At 70.5% G+C, this 24,431-nt stretch carries 24 protein-coding genes and 1 pseudogene; 19 read left to right on the top strand and 6 right to left on the bottom strand.

Annotation, left to right across the window (positions count from 1 at the left end; all coding sequences use genetic code 11):
• Positions 1–19 precede the first annotated feature (19 nt).
• Complete coding sequence (locus tag ACIBG7_RS42160; protein WP_397339940.1) at positions 20–1,075, top strand: GNAT family N-acetyltransferase; 1,056 nt, start codon at positions 20–22, stop codon at positions 1,073–1,075.
• Here the strand turns inward: ACIBG7_RS42160 and ACIBG7_RS42165 are convergent.
• On the bottom strand, positions 1,047–1,691 hold the full coding sequence (locus ACIBG7_RS42165; protein ID WP_397339941.1) for a class II aldolase/adducin family protein: 645 nt from the start codon (positions 1,689–1,691) through the stop codon (positions 1,047–1,049). The two genes, ACIBG7_RS42160 and ACIBG7_RS42165, sit on opposite strands and share 29 nt — an antisense overlap.
• Complete coding sequence (locus ACIBG7_RS42170) at positions 1,688–2,278, bottom strand: TetR/AcrR family transcriptional regulator (RefSeq protein ID WP_357935003.1); 591 nt, start codon at positions 2,276–2,278, stop codon at positions 1,688–1,690. Before ACIBG7_RS42170 ends, ACIBG7_RS42165 begins: the two co-directional genes overlap by 4 nt.
• Before the next feature lie 49 nt (positions 2,279–2,327).
• Here ACIBG7_RS42170 and ACIBG7_RS42175 point away from each other — a divergent pair, with 49 nt between their 5' ends.
• The 9 genes from ACIBG7_RS42175 to ACIBG7_RS42215 all read left to right on the top strand — a co-directional run bounded on the left by ACIBG7_RS42175 (position 2,328) and on the right by ACIBG7_RS42215 (position 9,916).
• Complete coding sequence (locus tag ACIBG7_RS42175) at positions 2,328–3,245, top strand: carbohydrate kinase family protein (RefSeq protein WP_397339942.1); 918 nt, start codon at positions 2,328–2,330, stop codon at positions 3,243–3,245.
• Positions 3,242–4,462, top strand: a complete 1,221-nt coding sequence (locus ACIBG7_RS42180; protein ID WP_357934997.1) for an aminotransferase class III-fold pyridoxal phosphate-dependent enzyme — start codon at positions 3,242–3,244, stop codon at positions 4,460–4,462. The genes ACIBG7_RS42175 and ACIBG7_RS42180 overlap by 4 nt, the downstream gene beginning before the upstream one ends.
• A 104-nt stretch (positions 4,463–4,566) precedes the next feature.
• The gene (ngcE, locus tag ACIBG7_RS42185; RefSeq protein ID WP_357934994.1) at positions 4,567–6,018 is read left to right on the top strand and encodes an N-acetylglucosamine/diacetylchitobiose ABC transporter substrate-binding protein; all 1,452 of its coding nucleotides are present in this window, start codon (positions 4,567–4,569) and stop codon (positions 6,016–6,018) included.
• A 6-nt stretch (positions 6,019–6,024) separates the two neighbouring features.
• Positions 6,025–6,939: a sugar ABC transporter permease gene (locus ACIBG7_RS42190; RefSeq protein WP_357934991.1), complete on the top strand. Its 915-nt coding sequence runs from the start codon at positions 6,025–6,027 to the stop codon at positions 6,937–6,939.
• Positions 6,939–7,784, top strand: a complete 846-nt coding sequence (locus ACIBG7_RS42195; RefSeq protein WP_357934987.1) for a carbohydrate ABC transporter permease — start codon at positions 6,939–6,941, stop codon at positions 7,782–7,784. The genes ACIBG7_RS42190 and ACIBG7_RS42195 overlap by 1 nt, the downstream gene beginning before the upstream one ends.
• 4 nt (positions 7,785–7,788) lie before the next feature.
• On the top strand, positions 7,789–8,031 hold the full coding sequence (locus ACIBG7_RS42200) for a 4a-hydroxytetrahydrobiopterin dehydratase (RefSeq protein ID WP_357934984.1): 243 nt from the start codon (positions 7,789–7,791) through the stop codon (positions 8,029–8,031).
• A 17-nt stretch (positions 8,032–8,048) separates the two neighbouring features.
• Complete coding sequence (locus tag ACIBG7_RS42205) at positions 8,049–8,606, top strand: superoxide dismutase family protein (RefSeq protein ID WP_397339943.1); 558 nt, start codon at positions 8,049–8,051, stop codon at positions 8,604–8,606.
• A gap of 39 nt (positions 8,607–8,645) precedes the next feature.
• A complete protein-coding gene (locus ACIBG7_RS42210; protein ID WP_397339944.1) occupies positions 8,646–9,596 on the top strand; it encodes a low temperature requirement protein A in 951 nt (316 codons plus the stop codon).
• Positions 9,593–9,916, top strand: coding sequence for a nuclear transport factor 2 family protein (locus ACIBG7_RS42215; protein WP_397339945.1), 324 nt, complete (start codon positions 9,593–9,595; stop codon positions 9,914–9,916). The genes ACIBG7_RS42210 and ACIBG7_RS42215 overlap by 4 nt, the downstream gene beginning before the upstream one ends.
• Here ACIBG7_RS42215 and ACIBG7_RS42220 read toward each other — a convergent pair.
• Both ACIBG7_RS42220 and ACIBG7_RS42225 read right to left on the bottom strand, forming a co-directional pair.
• Positions 9,910–10,872 (bottom strand): pirin family protein, encoded by a 963-nt coding sequence (locus ACIBG7_RS42220; RefSeq protein ID WP_357934972.1) that lies wholly within the window; start codon positions 10,870–10,872, stop codon positions 9,910–9,912. The genes ACIBG7_RS42215 and ACIBG7_RS42220 overlap by 7 nt on opposite strands.
• Positions 10,873–10,931: 59 nt before the next feature.
• Entirely contained in the window at positions 10,932–11,573 is a 642-nt protein-coding gene (locus tag ACIBG7_RS42225; protein ID WP_357934969.1) for a GntR family transcriptional regulator, read from the bottom strand.
• A gap of 97 nt (positions 11,574–11,670) precedes the next feature.
• Between ACIBG7_RS42225 and ACIBG7_RS42230 the strand changes: the two genes are divergently transcribed.
• The 9 genes from ACIBG7_RS42230 to ACIBG7_RS42270 are packed head-to-tail and all read left to right on the top strand — an operon-like array spanning position 11,671 to position 22,929.
• Positions 11,671–13,602, top strand: coding sequence for a beta-galactosidase (locus tag ACIBG7_RS42230; RefSeq protein ID WP_397339946.1), 1,932 nt, complete (start codon positions 11,671–11,673; stop codon positions 13,600–13,602).
• The gene (gcvPA, locus tag ACIBG7_RS42235) at positions 13,599–14,912 is read left to right on the top strand and encodes an aminomethyl-transferring glycine dehydrogenase subunit GcvPA (protein ID WP_397339947.1); all 1,314 of its coding nucleotides are present in this window, start codon (positions 13,599–13,601) and stop codon (positions 14,910–14,912) included. The genes ACIBG7_RS42230 and gcvPA overlap by 4 nt, the downstream gene beginning before the upstream one ends.
• Positions 14,909–16,462, top strand: coding sequence for an aminomethyl-transferring glycine dehydrogenase subunit GcvPB (gene gcvPB / locus ACIBG7_RS42240; RefSeq protein ID WP_357934961.1), 1,554 nt, complete (start codon positions 14,909–14,911; stop codon positions 16,460–16,462). Before gcvPA ends, gcvPB begins: the two co-directional genes overlap by 4 nt.
• 3 nt (positions 16,463–16,465) lie before the next feature.
• Entirely contained in the window at positions 16,466–17,560 is a 1,095-nt protein-coding gene (locus tag ACIBG7_RS42245) for an ATP-NAD kinase family protein (RefSeq protein WP_397339948.1), read from the top strand.
• Positions 17,557–18,297, top strand: coding sequence for an SDR family oxidoreductase (locus tag ACIBG7_RS42250; RefSeq protein WP_357935343.1), 741 nt, complete (start codon positions 17,557–17,559; stop codon positions 18,295–18,297). Before ACIBG7_RS42245 ends, ACIBG7_RS42250 begins: the two co-directional genes overlap by 4 nt.
• A 14-nt stretch (positions 18,298–18,311) precedes the next feature.
• Positions 18,312–19,610, top strand: a complete 1,299-nt coding sequence (locus ACIBG7_RS42255) for an ABC transporter substrate-binding protein (RefSeq protein ID WP_397339949.1) — start codon at positions 18,312–18,314, stop codon at positions 19,608–19,610.
• Positions 19,611–19,613: 3 nt separating this feature from the next.
• Positions 19,614–20,549 carry a carbohydrate ABC transporter permease gene (locus tag ACIBG7_RS42260; protein ID WP_397339950.1) on the top strand — a complete coding sequence of 312 codons (936 nt, stop codon included), beginning with the start codon at positions 19,614–19,616 and terminating at the stop codon, positions 20,547–20,549.
• Positions 20,550–20,557: 8 nt separating this feature from the next.
• On the top strand, positions 20,558–21,379 hold the full coding sequence (locus ACIBG7_RS42265) for a carbohydrate ABC transporter permease (RefSeq protein WP_397339951.1): 822 nt from the start codon (positions 20,558–20,560) through the stop codon (positions 21,377–21,379).
• Positions 21,379–22,929, top strand: coding sequence for an amylo-alpha-1,6-glucosidase (locus tag ACIBG7_RS42270; RefSeq protein ID WP_397339952.1), 1,551 nt, complete (start codon positions 21,379–21,381; stop codon positions 22,927–22,929). The genes ACIBG7_RS42265 and ACIBG7_RS42270 overlap by 1 nt, the downstream gene beginning before the upstream one ends.
• On the opposite strand, the pseudogene ACIBG7_RS42275 reads toward ACIBG7_RS42270, so the two are convergent.
• Both ACIBG7_RS42275 and ACIBG7_RS42280 read right to left on the bottom strand, forming a co-directional pair.
• Positions 22,926–23,510, bottom strand: a pseudogene (locus ACIBG7_RS42275) (dienelactone hydrolase family protein); the annotation flags it as partial. The gene ACIBG7_RS42270 and the pseudogene ACIBG7_RS42275 sit on opposite strands and share 4 nt — an antisense overlap.
• Before the next feature lie 75 nt (positions 23,511–23,585).
• Entirely contained in the window at positions 23,586–24,431 is an 846-nt protein-coding gene (locus ACIBG7_RS42280; RefSeq protein WP_397339953.1) for a spermidine synthase, read from the bottom strand.

The raw sequence follows: 24,431 nt of genomic DNA on the forward strand, positions 1-24,431 counted from the left end.
CACGTTGCGGAGGAGTGCCATGCTCGCTGTGTCCCTGACGGCCGAGGCGGAACTGCGGGAGCTGGAGCCGTGGCGGGCCGAGGAGTTCCTCGCCCACCTCGACCGGGCCCGGGAGCACATCGCGCCGTGGGTGCCCGCCTCGTTCGTCGCCGCCGATCTGGAGCAGGCCCGGCAGGTGCTGCAGCGGTACGCGGACCTGCGGGCGCGGGACGGGGGCGGGATCTGGGGGATCTGGCTCGGCGGGGTGCTGGTGGGCGGGGTGATGTTCGCGTCCTTCGACGCCGCGCGCGGGGTGTGCGAGGTGGGGTGCTGGCTGGAGCCGGGGGCGCAGGGGCGTGGGCTGATCACCCGGGCGGTGGAGCGGGTCGTCGGCTGGGCGGTGGGGGAGCGGGGGATCGCGCGGGTCGAGTGGCGGACGTTGCCGGCCAACGCCCGCAGCATCGCGGTGGCCAAGCGGCTGGGGATGCGCCTGGACGGGGTGCTGCGGCAGGCGGTGCCCGGCGCGGGCGGCGGACCGCGCGCCGACATCGAGCTGTGGTCGCTCCTCGCCGAAGAGTGGCAGGCGCGCACCACCGAGCCCCGCACCACCGAGCCCGGCACCACCGAGCCCCGCACCACGCTGACCCCGGAGGCCGGGCGGGACAAGGGGGAGATCGACGAGCTGACCGCCGCCTTCTACCGCCTGTTCGGCAACGCCGGCGGCCGCGTCCCCGACCTCGCCGCCATCCACGACCTGTTCGTCCCGGGCGGCGTGATCGTCCAGGGCGGCCCCCGCCAGGCCCTGCACGACCTGGAGGCGTTCATCCGCCCCCGCCAGGCCCTGCTGACCTCGGGCGAGCTGACGGACTTCACCGAGGCGGAGACCGAGGAACACACGGTGATCTTCGGCGACGTGGCCCAGCGCCTGGGCCGCTACACCAAGCGGGGCGTCCGCTACGGCGTCCCCTTCACCGGCGCGGGCACGAAGAGCATGCAGTTCCTCAAGACCCCGCAGGGCTGGCGCATCGCCGCGATGTCCTGGACCGACGACCCCGAGCAGGCCGGCCTCAGCGCCGCGGAAAGACCGGCGGGTTGAGCGACCGCTCGACCACCGCGTCGAGCTGCTCCGGCGTGAGCACGACCGGCTCCCCGACGCCCAGCCCCCGCACGTACACCTCGCACAACCACTCCAGCAGCCGGCTCGCCTCGAAGGCCTGAGCGAGCGTCGCCCCGATGGTCACCCCGCCGTGGTTGGCCATCAGGGCGGCGCTCTTGCCCTCCATGGCCGTCCTGACGTGTTCGGCCAGCTCCGGGGTGCCGTAGGTGGCGTACTCGGCGACCCGGACGGTCCCTCCGAGCTGCAGCGCGTTGTAGTGCACCGCGGGCAGTTCGGTCCTGGTCGTCGCGACCACGGTGGCGAAGGTGGAGTGCGTGTGGCAGACCGCCTGGGCGAAGGTGCTGTGGTAGATCGCCAGGTGCAGCGGCGTCTCCGACGACGGCTGGAGCTCGCCCTCCACCAGGTAGCCGTCCAGGTCCACCACGGGGCACATCTCGGGCGTGAGGGCGTCGAGCGCGACCCCGGCCGGGGTGACCGCCACCAGGTCGCCGGTCCGGACGCTCAGGTTGCCGGAGGTGCCGAGCACCAGCCCGAGCTCCACCGCCCGCCTGCCGTACTCGCAGATGGTCTGCCGCGCCTCGGCGCACCGGGTCATGGTTCGAGCCTTTCGATCGCGGCCAGCATGAGCCGTTCGAGGTCGTCCGGCGACACCCCGTCCGGGTAGAGAAGCAGGTGCAGGCTGAGCCCGTCCACCAGGGCGAGCAGGAGCCGGGCGGCGTCGTCGAGGTCGACGTCCGCGCGGATCTCGCCCGCCGCGCGGGCCTGCTCCAGCAGGTCGCGTACGGCGGAGCGGAGCTCGTCGGTCTCCTGCCGCTGCATCTCGGCCAGGTCGGGGGAGGCCAGGCTGCGGCTCCAGAAGCTCACCTCCAGCCGGGTCTCGCGGTGCCGCTCCTCGTCGAGGGGCAGGTTGTCGAGCAGCACCTCGCGCAGCGCGGCGAGCCCGCCGAGGCCCTCGACCTTGGCCAGGAGCCGCTCGCGGATGCGGCGGTGGGACTCGCGCAGCGCGTCGAGCAGGATCGTGTCCTTGTCGGCGAAGTAGTGCGACAGGACGCCGTTGGACAGCCCGGCCTCGCGGGCGATGGCGCGGCTGGTGGCGGCGTCGATGCCGTCCCGTACGATCACCCGGCGGGCGGCGTTCAGCACGTCGTGTCGGCGCTCGTCGTGGTCCACGATCTTCGGCATGGGAACAGTCTATTGACTTTTTAGTCGGACGTCTGTCTACTAAACCGACATGACGGTCGTCACCCTCGGCGTGCACATCGTGGACATCCTGACCAGGCCGGTCTCGCACCTGCCCGACGGGCAGGACACCGTGCTGGTCGACCAGATCCGGCTCACCGCGGCGGGTTCCGCCGCCGGGACCGCCGTGGATCTCGTCCGGCTCGGCAACCGGGTCGTCAGCCTCGGCGCCATCGGCGACGACGAGCTCGGCGACTTCCTTCTCATGATCATGTCCAGGCACGGCGTCGACGTGTCCGGGCTGCGCCGCCGTACCGGGGAGCAGACCGCCGCCTCGATCCTGCCGATCCGCCCCGACGGCGGCCGGCCCAGCTTCCACACCCCGGGCGCCAACCTCTCGGTGACCATGGCCGACGTCGATCCGGGCGTGTTGCGCACGGCCCGCGCGGTGCATCTGGGCGGCGTGGACGTCACCTTCGGCCTGGGCGACCCGGCCTTCTTCGCGCTCCTGGACGAGATCCGGGCGGCCGGGACGATCGTCACCATGGACCTGCTCTCGGAGCTGCCCGACCTGCTGGGCATGGCCCGCGCCTTCCTGCCGCACGTGGACTACGTGCTGCCCAACGAGTCGCAGGCGATGGCGATGACCGGCGCGGCGACCCCGGAGCAGGCCGCGGAGGCGCTGCTGGCCGACGGCCCGCGCGGCGTGCTGGTCACCCTCGGCGAGCAGGGCAGCCTGGTCGTGACCGAGGCCGGCGCCACCCGCGTCCCGGCCCGGAAGGTCGACGTCGTGGACACCACCGGCTGCGGGGACGCCTACTGCGCGGGCTTCCTGACCGGGCTGCTGCACGGCCACGACGTGCTGACCGCCGCCGCCTGGGGCACCGCCGCGGCGGCCTCGGTCGCCACCGGCCTCGGCTCCGACGCCGGGCTCACCGACCTCGACACCCTTCTGGAGCAGCTCCGATGACAGACGCCGACCTCCGTGCCCGGGCCCAGAAGGTGGTCCCCGGCGGCATGTACGGTCACCTGAACGCGGCCATCTTCGCCCCCGGCTACCCGCAGTTCTTCGACAGCGCCCGCGGCTGCCGCCAGACCGACGCCGACGGCCGCGAGTACATCGACTTCATGTGCTCCTGGGGCCCGATCGTGCTGGGTCACCACCATCCCAGGGTCGAGGAGGCCGCCCGCCGCCAAGCCGCCAAGGGCGACACGCTCAACGGCCCCGGCGAGATCATGGTGGAGCTGGCCGAGCTACTGGTGGACACCGTGCCCAGCGCCGACTGGGCGATGTTCTCCAAGAACGGCACCGACGCCACCACCCAGGCGCTGATGGTCGCCCGCGCGGCCACCGGCCGGCCCAAGGTGCTCATGGCGCACGGCGCCTACCACGGCGCCGACCCGTGGTGCACGCCGTCCCCGGCGGGCACGACCCCGAACGAGCGCGCCGATCTGGTGGAGTTCACCTACAACTCGCTCGCGAGCCTGGAGGCCGCCGCGGCCGAGCACGACGGCCAGGTCGCGGCGATCATCGTCACCCCGTTCAAGCACGACTCCTTTGAGGACCAGGAGCTGGCCGAGCCGGAGTTCGCCCGCGGGGCCAGGGCCCTGGCCGACCGGATCGGCGCCGCGCTGGTGATCGACGACGTGCGCGCCGGCTTCCGCATCGACCTGCGCGGCTCGTGGGAGCCGTACGGCGTGCGCCCCGACCTGACGGCCTGGTCGAAGGCGATGGCCAACGGCTACCCGATCGCCGCGGTGACCGGGACCGACGCGCTGCGCGGCGCCGCGCAGACGCTCTACACCACCGGGTCGTTCTGGTTCTCGGCGGTGGCGATGGCGGCGGCCAAGGCCACCATCGAGACGTTGCGCGACGAGGACGGGATCGCCGCGATGGAGCGCGCGGGCACGCTGCTGCGCGCCGGGCTGCAGGAGCAGGCGAAGGCTCACGGCTTCGAGGTGAACCAGACCGGCCCGGTCACGATCCCGTGGCTGAGCTTCGCCGGCGACGCCGATCTCTCGGTCGCGCTGCACTGGAGCGACGCCTGCCTGCGGCACGGCGTGTACCTGCATCCGTGGCACAACTGGTTCATGTCCGCAGCTCACACCGAGGACGATGTACGGCAGGCGCTGGAGGGCACCGACCGGGCCTTCGCCGAGACTCGATCGCATTTCGGAACCCGGTAGGTCACGGCTAGATTGCACCCACTTGACGCCTCCCGGCGCACCTCCTACGTTCGGGCAAACGATTAGGAAACTTTCCTATTTGATCCACGTCACGGGAGCCCCGAATGACCCACCCGGGAGAGATCACCCGGCGCCAGTTGCTGCGCCGGATCGGCCTGACCGCCGTCGTCGTCGGCCCCGGCGCGGGCCTGTTGTCCGCCTGCGCCACCGGCGGCGGCACCGCGGCCGGCCCGTCGGCCTCCGCGCCCGCGGCGGCCTCCAGCGCTGCCTTCGACCCCAAGAACCCCTTCGCCGTCGACGCCAAGAAGGGCCTTGAGGTCGTCATCTTCACCGGTGGCTTCAAGGACGAGTACGCGACCGGCGTCCACGAGCCGATGTTCACCAAGGCGTTCCCGGGCGTCCAGGTCAAGCACACCGGCACCCAGAACGTCGGCACCATGCTGCGCCCGCGCTTCCTGGCCGGCGACGCTCCCGACGTGGTCAACAACTCCGGCCCCGAGGCCATGGACGTGGCCGCGCTCGCCGCCGAGGGCCACGTGGCCGAGCTCACCGCGCTGTGGGACGCCCCCTCCTACGACGACCCGGGCAAGAAGGTGCGCGACACCGTCACGCCGGCCGCGCTGGAGGAGGGCAAGCTCAACGGCAAGGACATGACGCTCAACTACATCGTGTCCCAGCGCGCCCTCTGGTACAACGCCAAGCTCTTCGAGTCCAAGGGCTGGGCCCTGCCCACCACCTGGGAGGAGTTCACCGCGCTCGGCGAGAAGGCCAAGGCCGAGGGCATGCACCTGTTCGCCTACCCGGGCCAGAAGGGCCCGTACTACCAGCTCTGGAACATGCTCTACACCGCTGCCAAGATCGGCGGCAACCAGGTCATCATCGACATCGACAACCTCGTCGACAACGCCTGGAAGTCCGAGGCCTTCAAGGCGTCCGTGACCGCCTGGCTGGACATCTTCACCAAGTACTCCGACAAGTCCTACCTGGGCCTGGACCACACCCAGACGCAGATCAAGCACCTGCAGGACAAGTTCCTGTTCTACCCGACCGGCTCCTGGCTCGAGAACGAGATGGCCAAGGACAAGCCGGCCACCTTCGAGTACGCCATCGCGCCGTTCCCGAGCGTCACCGCCTCGGACGCCATGCCGTACGGTGCCATCCAGGTCGGCTCCGGCGAGGTCTTCTTCGTCGCGGCCAAGGGCAAGAACCCGCAGGCGGGCCTCGAGTACCTGCGCGTCATGCTCTCCAAGGAGGGCGCGAAGGGCTTCGTCGAGAAGACCAAGAACCTCACCATCGTCAACGGCTCGGCCGAGGGCGTCGACCTGCCTCCGGGCCTGCAGTCGGCGGCCAAGGCGACCGACGCCGCGGGCCAGAACGTCATCACCAGCGCCCGCTTCGAGGGCTGGTACAAGGAGCTGTTCGACTACGCCTGGGCGCAGCAGAACATCCTGTTCGGCGGCCGGATGACCGTCGACGAGTACCTCGACAAGGTCCAGAAGAAGGCCGACGCGATCAAGGCCGACTCCTCCATCGCCAAGCAGACCCGGAACGCGTAAGCGACGATGGAGCGGCTTCGCAAGTACGGTTTCGTCGCGGGATTCCTCGTCGTTCCCGTGACGCTCTACGTGGTGTTCGTGATCAGCCCGTACATCCAGGCCTTTCAGCTCTCGCTGACGAGCTGGAACGGGTACCAGGCGAACCCGGCTTTCGTCGGGCTGGAGAACTTCACCAAGCTCTTCAACGATGAGGTCTTCTGGAACGCCCTGCGGACCCACGGCATCGTCCTGCTCGTGATGCCGCTCGTCGTGCTCGCTCTCGCGCTGGTCTTCGCCTTCCTGCTCAACCTGGGCGGCGGCTCGCGCGGGGCGGGCATGCGGGGCGTGTGGGGCTCGACCTTCTACAAGGTCGTGTTCTTCGCGCCCCAGGTGCTCGCGGTCGCCATCGTCGGCGTGCTGTGGAAGGCGATCTACCGGCCCGACGAGGCCGGGGTGATCAACGGGGCGCTGATCAAGCTGGGCGGCGAGCCCGTCGGCTGGATGAGCGACCCGGACCTGGCCCTCTGGTCGCTGATCGCGGTCATGGTCTGGCAGGCGGTCGGGTTCTACGTGGTGCTCTTCTCGGCCGGCATGGCGGCCATCCCGAAGGACTACTTCGAGGCGGCGGCGCTGGACGGGGCCGGGCGCTTCACCCTGTTCTTCCGCATCACCCTGCCGCTGCTGCGCGACACCGTGCAGGTCGGCTGGGTCTACCTGGGGATCGCCGCCTTCGACTGCTTCGCGCTGGTGCAGGTGCTCACCCTGGACGCCGGCGGCCCCGACGGGGTCACCACCGTGCTCCCGGTCGAGATCTTCAAGAGCGCGTTCTCCTACAGCAAGGTCGGCTACGCCTCGGCCATGGGCGTCGCCCTGTTCTTCCTGACGATCACCTTCGCGGTGCTGACCCTGCGCGTCACCCGGCGCGAGAAGATCGAGCTCTAATGCGTGCTTCCAAGCCCAAGCCGAGTGTGTTCAACGGCCTGTCGCATCTCGCTCTGGTCGTCTGGGCGCTGCTGATCATCCTGCCGCTGCTGTGGACCTTCCTGGCCGCCTTCAAGGACAACACCGAGATCTTCGGCGACGCCCTGCAACTGCCCGGCGAGATCCGCTGGGACAACTGGGCCCGTGCCTGGGAGAAGGCGCACGTCGGCCAGTACATGATCAACACGGTCATCGTGGTCTTCTTCAGCACGCTCGGCACGATGCTCTTCGGCTCGATGGCCGCCTACGTCCTGGCGAGGTACAAGTTCGTCGGCAGCAAGCTGATCTACTTCCTGTTCGTCTCGGGCATGGCCTTCCCGGTCTTCCTGGCGATCACCCCGCTGTTCTTCGTGGTCAAGCAGGTCGGGCTGCTCAACTCCTACCTGGGCCTGATCGTCGTCTACATCGCCTACTCGCTGCCGTTCACCGTCTTCTTCCTGGCCGCGTTCTTCCGCACGCTGCCGGAGGCGGTGGCCGAGGCGGCGAAGATCGACGGCGCGTCGCACACCCGCACGTTCTTCCAGGTCATGCTGCCGATGGCCAAGCCGGGCCTGGTCAGCATCACCATCTTCAACGTGCTCGGGCAGTGGAACCAGTACCTGCTCCCGCTGGCGCTGGTGCCGGCCGACCGCTCGAAATGGGTCATCACCCAGGGCATCGCCGACATCTCCACCATCGCCGGGTACGAGGCCGACTGGCCAGCCCTGTTCGCCGCCATGAACCTGGCGATCATCCCGGTGCTGGTCATCTACATCATCTTCCAGCGGCAGATCCAGTCGGGCCTCGGCGCGGGCGCGCTTAAATAGGCTCATGTGGACGCAGCATGACAACGAGCTCCGGCGCACCATCGAGGCGCCGGACTTCCCCACCGCCATCCGGATCGTCGACGAGATCGCGGTCGAGGCCGAACGGCTGAACCACCATCCCGACATCGACATCCGCTGGCGAAAGCTCCATCTCGTCCTCACCACGCACGACACCGGGGGGCTCACCGAGCTCGACCACCAGCTCGCCGAGATCATCGACGGTATCGCCGCGAAGCACGGAGCGTAGTCACTAGGGTGGGCAGCGTGACAACGCCGCGACTGCTCACCCTCACCTCCGTCCTGGTGCTCGCCGCCGGGTGCGCCGCCCAGCAGCCGGTCTCCGGCACCCCGGCGCACGCGCCCGCGCACACTGGTCCGGCACACAACGGATCGGCGCAGCCCGGATCGGCCTCCGGCGTACGGCTGGCCGGGGGCGACCTGGTCGTCTACGACCGCGCCCTGGCCCCCGAGGGCGCCCGGGCCAGCGCCTCCGTCGACTCCACGGCCACCGGCACGGTCTCCTCGCTCACCGTCGAGGGCCTCCTGCCGCAGCGCACCTACGGCGCGCACCTGCACGCGAACGCCTGCGGCGCCAAGCCCGACGACGCCGGACCGCACTTCCAGCACACCCACGGCCAGGCCAACGCCACCAGCGAGGTGTGGCTCGACCTCACCACCGACGAGGCCGGCACCGGCCAGGCCACCGCCAAGCACTCCTGGAGCCTCGGCGCCATGACGCCGAAGTCGGCGGTGATCCACGCCCAGCCCACCAAGCCCGACGGCACCGCCGGACCGAGGGTGGCCTGCCTCAGCCTCGGCTAGCGCGGAATAGAGCGCACAGGTGCGTGATTACAGGCTTACATGGCAATCACGCACCCTGGGTGGCAACGCCCGAGATTACGGCTGCTCGACACCGGCGAGCGCCGCGCCACCTGGCTCGAACTCCTCTACGACCTGGTCTTCGTCGTCGCCGTGGCCGAACTCGCCGGCCTGCTCGGCGAGCACGACCTGACCGGCTTCCTCGGCCTGTTCGTCCCCGTCTGGTGGGCCTGGGCGGGCTACGTCTTCTACGCCAACCGGTTCGACACCGACGACCTCAGCCACCGCCTGCTGGTCGGCGCCCAGTTGCTGGCCGTCGTGCTCATGGCCGCCGCCCTCGGCGACCCGGTGAACCGCTCGGCGTTGTTCGCCGTGGCCTACGTCGCGGTCCGGCTCCTGCTGATCGTCGCCTACCTGCGCGTCTCGCGGCACGTGCCGCAGGCCAGGCGGCTGGCGCTCAGCTACGTCACCGGCTTCTCGGCCGCCGCGGCCATCTGGCTGCTCTCGCTGGCGCTGACCGGGCCGGCGCGGTACGCCGCCTGGGCGGTGGCGATGGTCGTGGACCTGGCCACCCCGCTGGTGTCGCGCCGCTACCAGGGCGAGCTGCCGCCGCAGTCGGAACACCTGCCGGAGCGGTTCGGGCTCTTCGTGGTCATCGTGCTCGGCGAGGTGGTGGCCGCCATCGTGCTCGGCGTGAAGGGCCACGCGCTCACCCCGCTCACCCTGCTCATCGCCGCGGCGGGGGTGGCCGTGACGGTCGTGGTGTGGTCGCTGTACTTCGACCGTCTCGACGGCCGGGTCGTGCTGCGCACGCGGGCGGCCGGGCAGATCTGGGTGTACTCGCACCTGCCGCTGGCGATGGCGCTGGTGGCCTTCGGCGTCGGGGTCGAGCAGCTCATCCTGCATCCCGGCGGGTACGCGGCGGCCCTGATCGGGGCCGCGCTGGTGGTGGTGGCCGCGACGCTCGCGGCGCAGCGGAAGGTGTCGCGGTGAACGAGCTCTTCGAGCGGCAGCTCAAGGCGATCCGGGAGCGTGACCTCGGCGCCCTGCTGGCGCAGTACCACCCGGAGGCGGTGGTGGTCCGGCTCGACCTGGTCGCGGCCGGGCCGGACGAGATCAGGGACCTGTTCGCCGCCTACCTGGCCAGGGAGCCGGAGGTGGTCGAGCTCACCGCGCTGCGGACGACCGGGGACACGGTCTTCTACAGCGCGGTGATGGCTCTGGACGGCCTGCCGTACACGACCTTCGGGACGCTGGTCGCGCGCGACGGGCTGATCTGGCGGCAGACGGCGGGAGCCGTACCGGCTCAGTGACCGGCGGGGATGCTGCCGAACCTGCCGGACTGGTAGTCCTCGAAGGCCTGGACCAGCTCCTCGCGCGTGTTCATCACGAAGGGGCCGTAGTGCGCGACCGGCTCGCCGATGGGCTCGCCGCCGAGCACGATGACCTCCAGGGGTGACTTGGCCGAGGCGGTGAGGGTGATCGTCTCGGCCTCGGTGGCCAGGCCGGGCCGGTTGCCGAAGCCCTCGAAGACGGCCAGCTGCCCGGCGGTGACCGGCGCCTTCTCCGCGCCCGCGCTGCCCTTGCCGGACAGCACGTAGGCCAGGGCGTTGAAGTCCTTGCGCCACGGCAGGGTGAGCTTCGCGCCCGGGCTGACCGAGGCGTGCAGCAGCGTGATGGGCGTGTGCGTGGCGCCGGGACCGGCGTGGCCGGCGACGTCGCCCGCGATCAGCCGCACCAGCGCGCCGCCGTCGGAGCTGCTCAGCAACACGACGTTGTTCGCGCGGATGTCCTGGTACTTGGGCGCCAGCATCTTGTCCTTGGCCGGCAGGTTCACCCAGAGCTGGATGCCGTGGAACAGGCCGCCCTGCGTGACGAGCCACTCCGGCGGAGCCTCGATGTGCAGGATGCCGGATCCGGCGGTCATCCACTGGGTGTCGCCGTTGGTGATGGTGCCGCCACCGCCGTGCGAGTCCTGGTGGTCGAAGGTGCCGTCGATCATGTACGTGACGGTCTCGAAGCCGCGGTGCGGGTGCCAGGGCGTGCCCTTGGGCTCGCCCGGGGCGTAGTCGACCTCGCCCATCTGGTCCATCATCACGAACGGGTCGAGGTAGGACGGCTTGATGGTGGCGAGCGCCTTGCGGACCGGGAAGCCTTCGCCCTCGAACCCGCTGGGCGCGGTCTCGACGGCGAGGACCTTGCGGTCTCGGCCCAGGTCCTCGGGGATGCGAGGCAGGGCGAGGATGTTCTCAACGGTTACGGCGGGCATGTGTGGTCTCCCTTCGGGGGGACACAACCAAGTTTAGTTTTCAACTATTCCGGCGTGGCCTACCCCGGGATACGGGACATCATCCGCTCCATGCCGTTGACCCAATTGTCGCGCAGGGCCGCGCTCGCGCCGTCGAGGTCCCCGTCGACGAGGAGTTCGGCGATCCGGCAGTGCTCGTCGGCCTCGCGTTCGAGCGGCGCCTCGTCACCCGCCTGCAGGTGCGCGTACCGCCGCATCCCGGCCTTGACGCTGGTGATCAGGTCGAGCAGCCGCTCGTTGGGGCAGCCGCTGAGCAGCAGGTCGTGCCACTCGTCGTCGTGCCGCTCGATCTCCTGCTGCTCGGCCACCGGATCGGGGAAGTCGCGGGCGAGGCTGAGCAGTTCGGGCCCGATCTTGCGCAGGTGACCGGGGTCGGACAGCTCCAGGGCCAGCGACTCCAGCGCCGCGACGATCTCGCAGAGCTCGCGGAACTCCTTGCGGCTGACCGGGGCGAAGCGGAAGCCGCGCCCCTGGTTGCTCTCCAGCACCCCCTCGCCGGCCAGGGTGATGAGTGCTTCGCGCAGGGGGGTGCGGCTGACGCCCAGCTCGGTCGCGAGCGAGGCCTCGTTGATGTCGGTGCCGGCGGAGAAGTCGCCGCGATCCAGCCGGCGCAGGAGTTCGTCCCTGATCTGCTCCCGCAGCGGTCGTCGCTCGATCGGCATGCGCTCACCTTAGCTCTTGACGAGATTCAAAATACTGCACTATGAATTCTGCATACAAAATATTACATGGCATAGATCAAGTTGTAAGGGGAGCTGAGTGCTGAGGTTCGGCGGGGACTACAACCCCGAACAGTGGCCTGAAGAGGTCTGGGCCGAGGATCTTCGGCTGATGTCCGAGGCCGGGGTGAACATGGCGACCGTCGCCGTCTTCTCCTGGTCGCGGCTGGAGCCGGAGCAGGGCGCCTGGGACTTCGCCTGGCTCGACCGGATCCTCGACCTGCTCCACGAGCACGGCATCGACGCCGACCTCGCCACCGCGACCGCGACGCCGCCCCCGTGGCTGGTGCGCGCGCACCCGGAGATGATGCCGGTCACCGCCGACGGCGTCCGCCTGGAGTTCGGGTCCCGGCAGGGCTACTGCCCGAGCTCCCCGGTCTACAGGACGCATGCCGTACGGCTGGCGCGGACCCTCGCCACCCGCTACGCGAGCCACCCCGCGCTCAAGATGTGGCACATCGGCAACGAGTACGCCGACCACACCCTGGAGTGCTTCTGCGAGGTCTCGGCCGCGCACTTCCGCACCTGGCTCGAAGCCCGCTACGGCACGATCGGCGGCCTCAACGCCGTCTGGGGCACCTCCTGCTGGGGCCAGCTCTACACCGGCTTCGACCAGGTCGAGCCGCCCCGCACCGCGCCCGGCCCGGTCAACCCGGCCCAGCTCCTCGACTGGCGGCGCTTCTGCAGCGACGCGCTCCTGGAGCTGTTCGAGGCGGAGAAGGCGGCGCTGCGCGAGGTCACCCCGGACATCCCGGTCACCACGAACTTCATGAGCATCCTGCACGGCCTCGACTACTGGAAGTGGGCCGCCGCCGAGGACCTCGTCACCGACGACGCCTACCCCGACCCGGCCGACCCCGAGTCGCACGTGGCCATCGCGCTCAGCTACGACCTGATGCGCTCGCTGAAGCGGCAGCCGTGGCTGCTGCTGGAGTCCTCGCCGAGCGCGGTCTCCTGGCGGGCGGTCAACGCGCCCAAGCCGCCGGGCATGATGCGCCTGCACAGCCTCCAGGCCCTCGCGCACGGCTCCGACGGCGTGATGTTCTTCCAGTGGCGCCAGGCCCGCTTCGGCCCGGAGAAGTTCCACTCCGCCCTGCTCCCGCACGGCGGCACCGCCACCCGCGGCTGGCAGGAGACGCTCCAGCTCGGCCGCGACCTCAAGGCCCTGGCCGAGGTCGCCGGCAGCTACGAGCAGGCCCAGGTCGCCCTGGTCCTCGACTGGGACTCCTGGTGGGGGCTGGAGGCGCCCGAGTCGATGCCCTCCGACCGGCTCAAGCTCAAGGAGCTCCTGCTCGACTGGTACCGGCCGCTGCACGCCCGCGGCATCGCCGTCGACCTGGCCCCGCCCGGCCGCGACCTGACCGGCTACCGCCTGGTCATCGTGCCCAACCTGTACCTGTGCACCGAGGAGAGCGCCAAGGCGCTGTCGGCCTTCGACGGCGAGCTCGTCGTCGGCCCGTTCAGCGGCGTCGTGGACGCGGCCGACCAGGTGCACCCCGGCGGCGCGCCCGGCCCGCTGCGCGACCTGCTCGGCGTCACCGTCGAGGAGTTCTGGCCGCTGCACGACGGCGTCACCCAGGCCACCACCGCCGGTGCCGCCCGCACCTGGACCGAGTGGATCCACGCCACCGACGCCGAGGTCGTCGCCCGCTACCGGGGCGGCGAGCTCGACGGCCGCCCCGCGATCACCCGCAAGGGCGGCGTCACCTACCTGAGCTGCCGTCTCGACGACCCCGCGCCCTTCCTCGACACCGTGCTCGCCCGGGCGGACGTGCACGGCGTCGAGGTGCCGCGAGGCGTCGAGGCGGTCAGGAGGGCCGGCCACCTGTTCCTCCTGAACCACACCACCGACCCCCAGCGCATCACCCTCCCGCAGGCCGGCACCGACCTGCTCACCGCGACCTCCAGGCAAGGCGAGATCGAACTCGCGCCCCGCGACGCGGTCGTGCTCCGACTCGAAGGAAGAAAGTGACTCACCCCTACATCCCCAACGCGGAGCCCCGCGTCAGGGCCGAGATGCTCGCCGAGCTCGGCGTGGAGAGCGTCGAGGAGTTCTACGCGGACATCCCCGCCGCGCTCCGCCTCGACCGGCCGCTCGACCTGCCGGAACCGCTGGTCGCCGAGTACGAGCTGGTCCAGCACATGCGCGGGCTGTTCGCCAAGAACACCGAGGCGCTCAGCTTCCTCGGCCACGGCACCTACCCGCACTACGTGCCCGCCGTCTGCGACGAGGTCAACTCGCGCAGCGAGTTCCTCACCGCCTACGCCGGCGAGCCGTACGAGGACCACGGGCGGTTCCAGGCGCTCTTCGAGTACGTCAGCATGATGGGCGAGCTCCTGGAGATGGACGTCGTCAACGTCCCGACCTACGACGGCTTCCAGGCCTCCGGCACCGCGATCCGGATGGCCGCCCGCTACACCGGCCGTTCCAAGGTGCTGGTGTCCGGCGCGGTCAACCGCGACAAGATGAGCAAGCTGCGCGACTTCCTCGCCCCCGACATCACCATCGAGCTCGCTCCGGTGGCCGCCAACGGCGAGATCGGCGAGATCACCCTCGACGAGAGCTACGCCGCGATCTACCTGGAGACGCCGAACGTCTACGGCGTCGTCGAGACCCGCGGCCGCGAGCTGGCCGACCTGGCGCACGCCCACGGCGCGCTCCTGGTCGTCGGCGCCGACCCCATCTCGCTCGGCGTGCTGGCCCCGCCCGCCGCCTACGGCGCCGACATCGCCTGCGGCGACATCCAGCCGCTCGGCATGCACCAGTTCTACGGCGGCGGCCACGCCGGCTACATCGCCACCCAGGACCACGAGCCGCTGGTCGCCGAGTTCCCCTCCCGCCTGTTCGGCATCGCGCCGACCGCGGTCGAGGGCGAGTACGGCTTCGGTGACGTCTTCTACGACCGCACCTCCTTCGCCCTGCGCGAGGAGGGCAAGGAGTGGGTGGGCACCGCGGCCGCCCTGTGGGGTATCACCGCCGGCGTCTACCTCGCGCTCATGGGCCCCGAAGGCATGCGCGAGCTCGGCGAGACGATCCTCGCCCGCACCCGCTACGCCATGGACGCGCTGGCCCCGCTGGTCAAGCACGCCGACGCGATCCACTTCCGCGAGTTCGCCCTCGAGGTGCCCGACGCCGCCGCGCTGCTGGCCGGCCTGCGCGCCAAGGGCATCTTCGGCGGCGTCCAGCTCGACGAGCGCACCGTGCTGGTCTGCGTGACCGAGCGCCACTCCATCGCCGACATCGACCGGCTCGCGGCAGCCGTCAAGGAGGTCCTCGCATGAGCAGCGGTCACGGCGAGTCCTTCGCCGAGCTCCCGGTCAAGCCCAAGCCGGCGCTCCGCCGCTTCCACCAGGCCCGCTGGGACGAGCCGGTGATCTTCGAGCTGTCGCAGCCAGGGCGGCGCGGCCTCGCCGTACCCGCGCCGGGCGCGCCCAAGGTGGAGCTGCCCGAGTCGGTACGGCGAGCGCAGCCCCCGGCGCTGCCGGAGCTGTCCCAGCTCCACGTGGTGCGGCACTACCTGCGCCTGTCGCAGGAGAACCTCGGCGTCGACCTCAACATCGACGTCGGCCAGGGCACCTGCACGATGAAGTACAGCCCCAAGGTCAACGACCGCTTCCTGGCCGACATCGCCGACCTGCACCCCGAGCAGCCCACCGACTCGGTCCAGGGCGTCCTGGAGATCTACCACAACCTCGAGCGCATGCTCGCGGAGATCTCCGGCATGGCCCGCGTCTCGCTGCAGCCCGGCTCCGGCTCGGCGGCGATCTACGCCAACATCGCGATGATCCGCGCCTACCACGCCTCGCGCGGGGACACGCACCGCGACCAGGTCATCACCACGATGTTCTCGCACCCGTCCAACGCGGCCTGCGCCAAGACGGCCGGGTACGAGGTCATCACCCTCATGCCGGACGCCGACGGCTACCCCGACATCGAGGCGCTCAAGGCGGCCATCGGCCCGCGCACCGCCGCGCTGATGATCACCAACCCGGAGGACACCGGCATCTTCAACCCGCGCATCGCGGAGTTCGTCGAGCTGGTCCACTCCGTCGGCGGTCTGGCCTGCTACGACCAGGCCAACGCCAACGGCATCCTGGGCATCACCCGGGCCGCCGACGCCGGCTTCGACCTGGGCCACTTCAACCTGCACAAGACCTTCTCCACCCCGCACGCCTGCGGCGGGCCGGCGGCCGGCGCCTGCGGCGTGTCGGAGAAGCTCATCCCGTTCCTGCCCGGACCGGTGGTGGACTTCGACGGCTCGCAGTACGTGCTGACCACGCCCGAGCAGACGGTCGGCAAGATCCGGCCGGGCCTGGGCGTCACGCCGAACATCGTGCGCGCCTACGCGTGGATCATGTCGATGGGCGCCGAGGGCCTGCGCTCGGTCGCCGAGACCGCGGTGCTCAACAACAACTACCTGATGCACAAGATCCTGCAGATCCCCGGCGCGTCGGTCCCGTGGGACAAGCGCCGCGTCGAGCAGGTGCGCTACTCCTGGCAGGAGCTGTCGGAGGAGACCGGGGTGCATTCGGAGGAGATCGGCGTGCGCGCCGCCGACTTCGGCGTGCACTACTGGACCTCGCACCACCCCTACCTGGTGCCCGAGCCCTTCACCCTGGAGCCGACCGAGTCCTACTCCAAGGAGGACCTCGACGAGTACGCGGCCATCCTCGCCCACGTGGCCGAGGAGGCCCGCCGCGACCCGGCCTTCGTCAAGGGCGCGCCGTACAACTCCACGGTCCACAAGATCGACATGTCCCCGCTGGACGACCCCAAGCAGTGGGCGCCCACCTGGCGGGCCTACGTGCGCAAGCACCTGTCGAAGGGCTGACCCGTGGTGAACGCGCCGACCGTGGGGCTCGTGGTCAACCCCGTCGCCGGGCTGGGCGGAAGCGCCGGGCTCAAAGGCAGCGACGGGGCCGACGTGCAGCGGGCCGCGCTCGACCGGGGCGCGGTGCCCCGGGCGGGTGAGCGGGCGGCGCGGGCCGTACGGGCTCTGCTCACCGCGCGCCCGGACGTGCGCCTGGTCACCGCACCGGGCGCGATGGGCGAGGACAGCGTCCGCGCCGCCGGAGGCGCCTGCACGGTGCTCGGCCCGCCATCCGGTGCGGCCACCACGGCGGCGGACACCGTCACCGCCGTGCGCGCCCTGGCCGGGGCGGACCTGATCCTCTTCGCCGGCGGCGACGGCACCGCCCGCGACGTGCTCGACGCCGGGCCCTCGATCCCGGTGCTCGGCATCCCGGCCGGGGTCAAGGTCTACTCCGGCTGCTTCGCGCTCAGCCCCGCCGCCGCCGGCCTGCTGGCCGCCGAGTGGACCGGGGACACCACCGAGGCCGAGGTGGTCGACCTCGACGAGGAGCAGTACCGCAGGGGCGCCGTCACCCCCAAGCTGTACGGCACGCTCCGCGTCCCCGCGGCCGGGCGCAAGCTGTCCAGCCGCAAGGCGGGCTCCTCGGGCACCGCGCCGGGCTCGGCCGAGTCGATCGCCCGCGAGGTGGTCGCCCGGATGGCGCCCGGCGTGACCTACATCCTCGGGCCGGGCGCGACCACCGCCGCGGTGGGCCGCCGGCTCGGCCTGGCCACCACGCTCCTCGGCGTGGACGTGGTCCGCGACGGCGAACTCGTCGCCGCCGACGTGGCGGAGGAAGGGCTCCTGCCCCTGGCGGAGGGCGCCGTGGTGGTGCTGTCGGCGATCGGCGGCCAGGGCTTCGTGCTCGGCCGCGGCAACCAGCAGATCTCGCCCCGGGTGCTCCGCCGTACCCAAGACCTCCTGGTCCTGGCCACCCAGCAGAAACTCGCCGCCCTGCACGGCCGGCCGCTGCTGCTGGACACCGGCGACCAGGACACGGACCAGCGACTCAGCGGACACGTCCGGGTGATCACCGGATACCGCGAAAGCACGATCTATCGGATGGAAAACGCATGAACACACTCGCAGGCAAGGTCGCCGTCGTCACCGGCGGAGCCTCCGGCATCGGGCGCGCCACCGCCCGCCTCTTCGCCGCGGAAGGCGCGAAGGTGGTCGTGGCCGACCTCGACGGCGAGGGCGCCGAGCGCGTCGCCGCCGAGATCGGCGGCCTGGCCGTGGCGGCCGACGTCTCCCAGCCGGGGGACTGCGAGCGCGTCGTCCGCGCCGCCGTGGACACCTACGGCGGGCTGCACGTGCTGTTCAACAACGCCGGCATCATCCGCCGCTTCACCGCGGTGGACCTGGAGATCGAGGAATGGGACCGCGTCATGGCGGTCAACGTGCGCTCGGTCTTCCTGATGTGCAAGTACGCGATCCCGCTCATGACCCAGGGCGGCGCGATCGTGAACACCGGCTCGGGCTGGGGTCTCAAGGGCGGCGGGAACGCGATCTCGTACTGCGCCTCCAAGGCCGCGGTGGTCAACATGACGCGGGCGCTCGCGATCGACCACGCCAAGGACGGGATCCGGGTGAACTCCGTCAATCCCGGCGACACCGACACCCCGATGCTGCGGGAGGAAGCCCGCCAGCTCAACGAGGACTGGGCGGCCTTCGAGAAGGACGCCGCCGACCGGCCCATGGGCCGCTCCGGCACGCCTGACGAGATCGCTCAGGCCGTGCTCTTCCTGGCGAGCGACGCCGCCAGCTACATCACCGGATCCGCCCTCGTCGTCGACGGCGGCGGACTCGCTTAGGAAGGTAACCCCCCATGAAGAAACTGGCTGTGCTGGCCGTACTGGCGCTGGCGGCGACCGCGTGCAGCGGTGGCGGCAACGCGTCGGGACCCGGCGTCAAGCAGGACACCGGCGGCGAGGCGGGCGGTCCCGTGACCATCAGGTGGGCCACCTGGGGTTCGGCCGACGACATGAAGCTCTACGAGGAGTTCACCACGGACTTCCAGAAGCGCTATCCGAACATCAAGCTGAAGCTGGAGTCGGTCCCGAAGTACGCCGACTACCACCCCAAGCTGCTCACCCAGCTCACCGGTAAGACCGCGCCGGACGTCTTCTTCGTCGGCGACGACAACATGGGCAAGTTCGTCTCCGCGGGCGTGCTCAGCCCGCTCAACGACAAGCTGTCCGGCCCGGACTCCAAGAGCAAGCCGGAGGACTTCTCCGAGGGCATCTTCGGCGGCGCGAAGAAGGACGGCCAGATCTACGGCGTCCCGAACGACGTCAACCCCGAGGTGCTCTGGTACGACAAGAAGGCGCTGCAGGAAGCCGGCATCACCGAGGACCCCGCCGCCCTCAACGAGGCCAAGCAGTGGACCATGGCCAAATACCTGGAGATGAACGCCAAGCTGGTGGCGGCGGGCAAGTCCGGCTCGCTCTTCTGGAACTGGTACGGCTCGACCTACAGCATGATCCACGGCTTCGGCGGCAAGGTCTGGGACGGCGGCAAGTTCGTCGCCACCACCGACCCCAAGTCCCGCAAGGCCCTGGAGACGCTGGCCAAGGGCTACGCCGACAAGACCTTCGTGTCGGTCGACCTGCTGCCGGCCAGCAACGGCGCCAACACCCAGTTCGTCAAGCACAAGGCCGGCTTCTACGCAGGCGGCCGCTGGGTGATCGACACCGTCAAGAAGGGCGGTGACCTGGCCAACTACGACATCGTTCCGTTCCCGGGCGAGACCGGTGAGCCGATCTCGGGCGCTGTCGCCGCCTCCTACCTGTCGATGAACAAGGAGACCGCCCACCCCAAGGAGGCCTTCACCTTCCTGACCGAGTTCGTCAGCAAGGAAGGCCAGGCCATCCGGCTCAAGAGCGGCGCCGCGGTGCCGTCGATCAAGGGTGCGGACTCCATCGTCCTCGACGGCAACTACCCGGCGCACGCGCAGACCTTCCTGGACGTTCGGGAGACCGGCTTCGCCAACTACCCCGAGGAGGTCGCCGTGCCGGGCCTCACCGCCGAGATCAACGAGCACCTCATGAAGATCTGGCAGGGCAAGCTCGCCTTCGAGCAGGGCATGACCGAGCTGCAGTCGCTCGTCGAGAGCAAGCTGGGCTAGGTCGTGGCTGTCCTGACCAGGACCCGTACACCGGCCGTCCCCAAGGCGCCTGACCAGATCAGGACCCGGGACGGCTGGTGGGCGGCCTTCTTCCTCGCACCGCAGGTCCTCGCGCTGGTGATCTTCCTGGTCATCCCACTGCTGTACGCGGTGGTGCTGGCCTTCATGAAGTGGGACGGGCTGACCGAGAGCTCCTGGGTCGGCTTCGCCAACTTCTCCGCCCAGCTCACCGACCCCGAGTTCCTGGGTGCGGTGTGGAACACCACGAAGATCGCCCTGCTGACCGTCCCGGTCGGGCTCGGCCTGGCCGTGCTGATCGCCGTCGCGCTCAACAGCATCAAGGGCCGGGCGGCCAACGTCTACCGGGTGCTCTACTTCCTGCCCGTGATCACCAGCTCCGTCGCGACGTCGATCATCTGGCAGGTCATCCTGGCGAACGACGAGAGCGGCGTGCTCAACACGACGCTCAAGAGCTGGTTCGGCATCGAGGGCGTCGACTGGCTGGGCAGCACGACCTGGGTCACCGTGGCGATCTCGATCGTGACCATCTGGTCCTCGCTCGGGCTCAACGTGGTCATCTTCCTCGCCGGGCTGCAGACCATCCCGCCCGCGTTGCTGGAGGCGGCCCGGATCGACGGCGCCGGCCCCTGGCGAGCCTTCCGGTCGGTCACCCTCCCCATGCTCTCGCCCACCATCTTCTTCTCGACGGTGGTCGCGGTGATCAGCTCGTTCCAGGCCTTCGACCTGATCTACGTGCTGGTCAACCCCGCGCACAACGAGGGCGCGCGGACCATCGTCTACCAGGTGTGGAAGCTCGGCTTCCGCGACTTCGAGCTCGGCATGAGCAGCGCCGCCGCGCTGCTGCTCATGGTCCTGACCCTCTTGGTCACCCTCGGCCAGTTCGCGGTGCAGAAGCGCCTCGTCCACTACGACTCCTAAGGCCCGACATGCGCAAAGGTCAGATAGCGCTGCACGGCGGGCTCGCCGTGGGCGGGCTGCTGATGCTCTTCCCCTTCATCTGGATGCTGCTCACCTCCTTCAAGGGCATCCACCAGATGATCAACGATCCGCTCTCCTGGCTGCCCAACCCCTGGCGGGCGCAGAACTATCCGGACGCCTGGGCGAAGATGCCCTTCGGCCTGGCGTACTGGAACAGCTTCTACATCGCCGTGGTCAACGTGCTGCTCACGCTGCTCACCTCGGCGATGGCCGCCTACGCCTTCGCCCGGATCCGCTTCCGCGGCTCGGGCGTGCTGTTCGTGCTCTTCCTGGCCACGCAGATGGTGCCGTTGCACGTCACGATCGTGCCGCTCTACCTCATGCTGGCCAAGATCGGCTGGGTGGACTCCCACATGGCCCTGATCATGCCGACGCTCGCCAACCCGTTCGCCGTCTTCCTGCTGCGGCAGTTCATCCGGGCGGTCCCGGTCGAGCTGGAGGAGGCGGCACGTCTCGACGGCGCCGGAAGGCTGCGGATCTTCTGGAGCATCATCCTGCCCAACATCAAGCCCGGGCTCGGAGCCATGGGCATCATCACCTTCCTGGCCTCCTGGAACTCCTTCTTCTTCCCGATGATCTTCCTTGACACCCCTGAACTGTTCACGGTGCCGTTGTTGCTTCAGCGCTTCTCGGGCGAGCACAGCGCGATCGACTACGGCCTCATCCTGTCCGCCTCGGCGATCGCGGTCGTGCCCACGATGATCGCCTTCCTGATCGGGCAGCGGCGGATCATCAACTCGATGGCCGCTTCCGGACTCGGAGGACGCTGATGGTGCTCGATCTCGACGAGCGGCCCTACACCGAGCGGGGTTCGCGCCTGCTCGTCATGGGGGCCGAGGACGGGACGCTGTGGATCGCGCGGGCGCTCTACGAGACGCGGCTGTCGGCCACGACCGTCCTGACCGGGCTGCGGGTGCGTGCGGGGTCGCGGGAGCTGGCGGTACGGCAGGCGCTGCCGTACCGGGTGGAGTTCGAGGACGGCGTGGTCCTGACCTTCGCCGACCGCGACACCCTGGTCCTCCTCGCGCCCGAGGCGGGGGAGGGGTTCAACGCGTCCTGGGAGGGCGGGGAGGCGGAGATCGCCCCGTGCCTGACCCTGGTCGGCGCGGCCCCGGCCGGTGACCGTGAGGCGATCGTCGCGGCGGCGGAGAGCCGGTGGCGGGGGTGGCTGGAGCGGATGCCTGCGGTACCGGACGACCTGCGGGAGCGGGCCGAGATGGCGTGGTGGACCCTGGGTGTCAACCTGATCGACATCCAGGGCCGCGAGTCGCTGATCCCCTCCAAGTACGGCTACGTCGGCCTCTGGAACTGGGACTCCTACTTCCACGCCATCGGCCTGCGCCACGGCGACCCGGAGCTGGCCCGCGAGCAGATCCGCATCCTGCTCGACAACCAGCGCCCCGACGGCCTCATCCCGGACGTCGTGCACGACCACGGCGTGCTGGCCGAGACCACCGACCTGCCCCGCTCCGACCTGGCCCGGATGGACCAGCACGTCGGCGGCGGAGCGCCGCGCGAGCTGGTGCCGATCACCAAGCCCCCGCTGGCCGCGTGGGCGGTGTGGAAGATCCACGAGGTGGCCCCCGACCGGGGCTTCCTCGCCGAGGTCTACGAGCGCCTGGTGCGTTCGCAGGAGTGGTGGTTCACCGCCTCCGACCCCGACGGGGACGGCCTGGCGGAGTACCTGCACCCCTACTCCTCCGGCCTGGACGACTCGCCGATCTGGGACCTCGGTCCCCGCGCCGAGCCGCCCGACCTCAACGCCTACCTGGCCTTCCAGTACGACCGGCTGGCCGACATCGCCGACGCCCTCGGGCACGCCGGCGACGCGGCGCGCTGGCGAGGGCGGGCCCAGGAACTGGTGGACCTGCTGGTGGCCCGGCGCTGGGACGGCGCCCGTTTCACCACGCTGGTCGGCGACCAGGTCGCCCGTACCAGGACGGCGCTCGACCTCATGCCGCTGTTCACCGGGCGGCTGCCACGGGAGATCGCGGACACGCTGGTCGCACAGCTCACCTCCGCCTCGTTCTGGGCGCCGGTGCCGTCGGTGGCCTACGACGACCCCGACTTCGACCCCGAGGCCATGTGGCGGGGGCCGGTCTGGCTCAACGTGAACTACCTGATCATCGACGGGCTGCGCCGCTCGGGCTATCCGCAGGTCGCCGACGACCTCACCGCCCGGGTGCTGGAGCTCGTGCGGGACGGCGGCGGGCTCTACGAGTATTGGAACCCGCTGACCGGGACCAAGGCCAAGCGCGCCACCACCGGCTTCGGCTGGTCGTCGGCGCTCTTCCTCGACCTGGCCGCCACGTCCCGTTAAAAGCGGGCCAGGAAGGCGAGGACGCGGGTGGTGAGGAGCTCGGCCGCGGCCGGGTCGTAGGAGGGCAGGGTGGGGTCGGCGAACAGGTGCGACGAACCGGGATAGAGGAACAACTCGGCGTCGGCCCCCGACTCCACCAGGGCACGCGCGGCCTCCAGGTCGCCCTCCCCGGCGAAGACCTCGTCCCCCTCCATCCCGTGCACCTGCACCGGCACCCCGGCCGGCCACGAAGGGCCGAACTCGGTGACCGGCACGCACGACTCCACCAGCAGCGCCCCACGCGCCCCAGGACGCGTCTGAGCGAGCGACTGGGCCGGGAGCACCCCGAGGGAGAACCCGGCGTAGACCAGCGCGTCAGGAAGCCCTGAGACGGCGTCATGGCCGCGATCCAGGACGGTCTGGAAGCCGGTCTCCCGCACGTAGGCCAGGCCGTCCTTCAGGTCGGTGAAGACCCGGCCCTCGAAGAGGTCGGGCAGGTGGACGGTGTGCCCCTCCCGGCGGAGCCGGTCGGCGAACTCGCGCACGCCGGCGGTCAGCCCGCAGGCGTGGTGGAACAGCAGGACCTCGGCCATGGTCGGCTCCTTCGCCGGTCGGGGAAGTGACGCCGCCCAGCATGCCCTGCGGGTCCGACAGTTCCCCGCAGGACTCCCGGAAGATCAGCCGAAGACGGCGGGCGGGGGGACCGGCGCCAGGACCGCCTCGCCGTCGTGGATGGGCGCGGCGCCGCCCAGGAAGCGGGTGAGCGCGTCCCCCTCGACCAGCCTGGCCTGGGTGAGCCCACCGGCCGCGCGGCGGCCGAGCAGCTCGATCGGCAGCGGCTGGGCCGAGGCGGCCAGGATGAGGTTGCCGAACCGGCGCCCGCGCAGGATCCCCGGCTCGGCCATGAGCGCCACGTGCCGGAACCGCTCCCGCACGGTCGCGGCGAGCCGGCGCGCGAAGGCCAGCCCCTTGCCGTCGGCCATGTTCACCAGCAACGTCCCCCCGGGCCGCAGGACCCGCCCGATGTCGGCCATGTACTCCAGGGTCGCCAGCTCCACCGGCATGGTCGCGGCGGTGAAGGCGTCGAGCACGAACAGGTCGGCCGACTCGTCCCAGAGCCCGGCCGTGCCCTCACGCCCGCCCGCCACGCGGACCTTGAGCTTGGGCACGGACTTGAGGTCGAGCTGCTCGCGCACCAGATCGACCAGCCGCGCGTCGGGTTCGACCACGATGTGCCGCGAGCCGGGCCGGGTCGCGGCGATGTAGCGCGGGATGGTGCACGCCCCGCCGCCGACGTGGACGCACCCCAGCGGGCCCTCCGGCAAGAGGTCGATCACGTCCGCCATGAGCCGGACATACTCGAAATCCAGATATGTGGGGTCTTGAAGGTCGACGTACGACTGAGGTACGCCTTCCTTGGACAGCACCCAGCCGTCCTGCCGGTCCAGGTCACGCAGCAGCTCGACGTCCCCGAAGGTCGTCTGGTACGTACCGGGCATCGGGTCCCGTCCGCCCCTTCTCAT

Origin of the sequence: Nonomuraea sp. NPDC050328, from assembly GCF_044459405.1 — a bacterium.
Lineage (GTDB): Bacteria > Actinomycetota > Actinomycetes > Streptosporangiales > Streptosporangiaceae > Nonomuraea.

Bases quoted from the DNA above. Each gene is read 5' to 3' on its own strand.
- ACIBG7_RS42160 (WP_397339940.1), top strand. From the start codon at position 20: ATGCTCGCTGTGTCCCTGACGGCCGAGGCGGAACTGCGGGAGCTGGAG.
- ACIBG7_RS42165 (WP_397339941.1), bottom strand. From the start codon at position 1,691: ATGACCCGGTGCGCCGAGGCGCGGCAGACCATCTGCGAGTACGGCAGG.
- ACIBG7_RS42170 (WP_357935003.1), bottom strand. From the start codon at position 2,278: ATGCCGAAGATCGTGGACCACGACGAGCGCCGACACGACGTGCTGAAC.
- ACIBG7_RS42175 (WP_397339942.1), top strand. From the start codon at position 2,328: ATGACGGTCGTCACCCTCGGCGTGCACATCGTGGACATCCTGACCAGG.
- ACIBG7_RS42180 (WP_357934997.1), top strand. From the start codon at position 3,242: ATGACAGACGCCGACCTCCGTGCCCGGGCCCAGAAGGTGGTCCCCGGC.
- ngcE (WP_357934994.1), top strand. From the start codon at position 4,567: ATGACCCACCCGGGAGAGATCACCCGGCGCCAGTTGCTGCGCCGGATC.
- ACIBG7_RS42190 (WP_357934991.1), top strand. From the start codon at position 6,025: ATGGAGCGGCTTCGCAAGTACGGTTTCGTCGCGGGATTCCTCGTCGTT.
- ACIBG7_RS42195 (WP_357934987.1), top strand. From the start codon at position 6,939: ATGCGTGCTTCCAAGCCCAAGCCGAGTGTGTTCAACGGCCTGTCGCAT.
- ACIBG7_RS42200 (WP_357934984.1), top strand. From the start codon at position 7,789: ATGTGGACGCAGCATGACAACGAGCTCCGGCGCACCATCGAGGCGCCG.
- ACIBG7_RS42210 (WP_397339944.1), top strand. From the start codon at position 8,646: ATGGCAATCACGCACCCTGGGTGGCAACGCCCGAGATTACGGCTGCTC.
- ACIBG7_RS42220 (WP_357934972.1), bottom strand. From the start codon at position 10,872: ATGCCCGCCGTAACCGTTGAGAACATCCTCGCCCTGCCTCGCATCCCC.
- ACIBG7_RS42225 (WP_357934969.1), bottom strand. From the start codon at position 11,573: ATGCCGATCGAGCGACGACCGCTGCGGGAGCAGATCAGGGACGAACTC.
- gcvPB (WP_357934961.1), top strand. From the start codon at position 14,909: ATGAGCAGCGGTCACGGCGAGTCCTTCGCCGAGCTCCCGGTCAAGCCC.
- ACIBG7_RS42250 (WP_357935343.1), top strand. From the start codon at position 17,557: ATGAACACACTCGCAGGCAAGGTCGCCGTCGTCACCGGCGGAGCCTCC.
- ACIBG7_RS42255 (WP_397339949.1), top strand. From the start codon at position 18,312: ATGAAGAAACTGGCTGTGCTGGCCGTACTGGCGCTGGCGGCGACCGCG.
- ACIBG7_RS42265 (WP_397339951.1), top strand. From the start codon at position 20,558: ATGCGCAAAGGTCAGATAGCGCTGCACGGCGGGCTCGCCGTGGGCGGG.
- ACIBG7_RS42270 (WP_397339952.1), top strand. From the start codon at position 21,379: ATGGTGCTCGATCTCGACGAGCGGCCCTACACCGAGCGGGGTTCGCGC.
- ACIBG7_RS42280 (WP_397339953.1), bottom strand. From the start codon at position 24,431: ATGAGAAGGGGCGGACGGGACCCGATGCCCGGTACGTACCAGACGACC.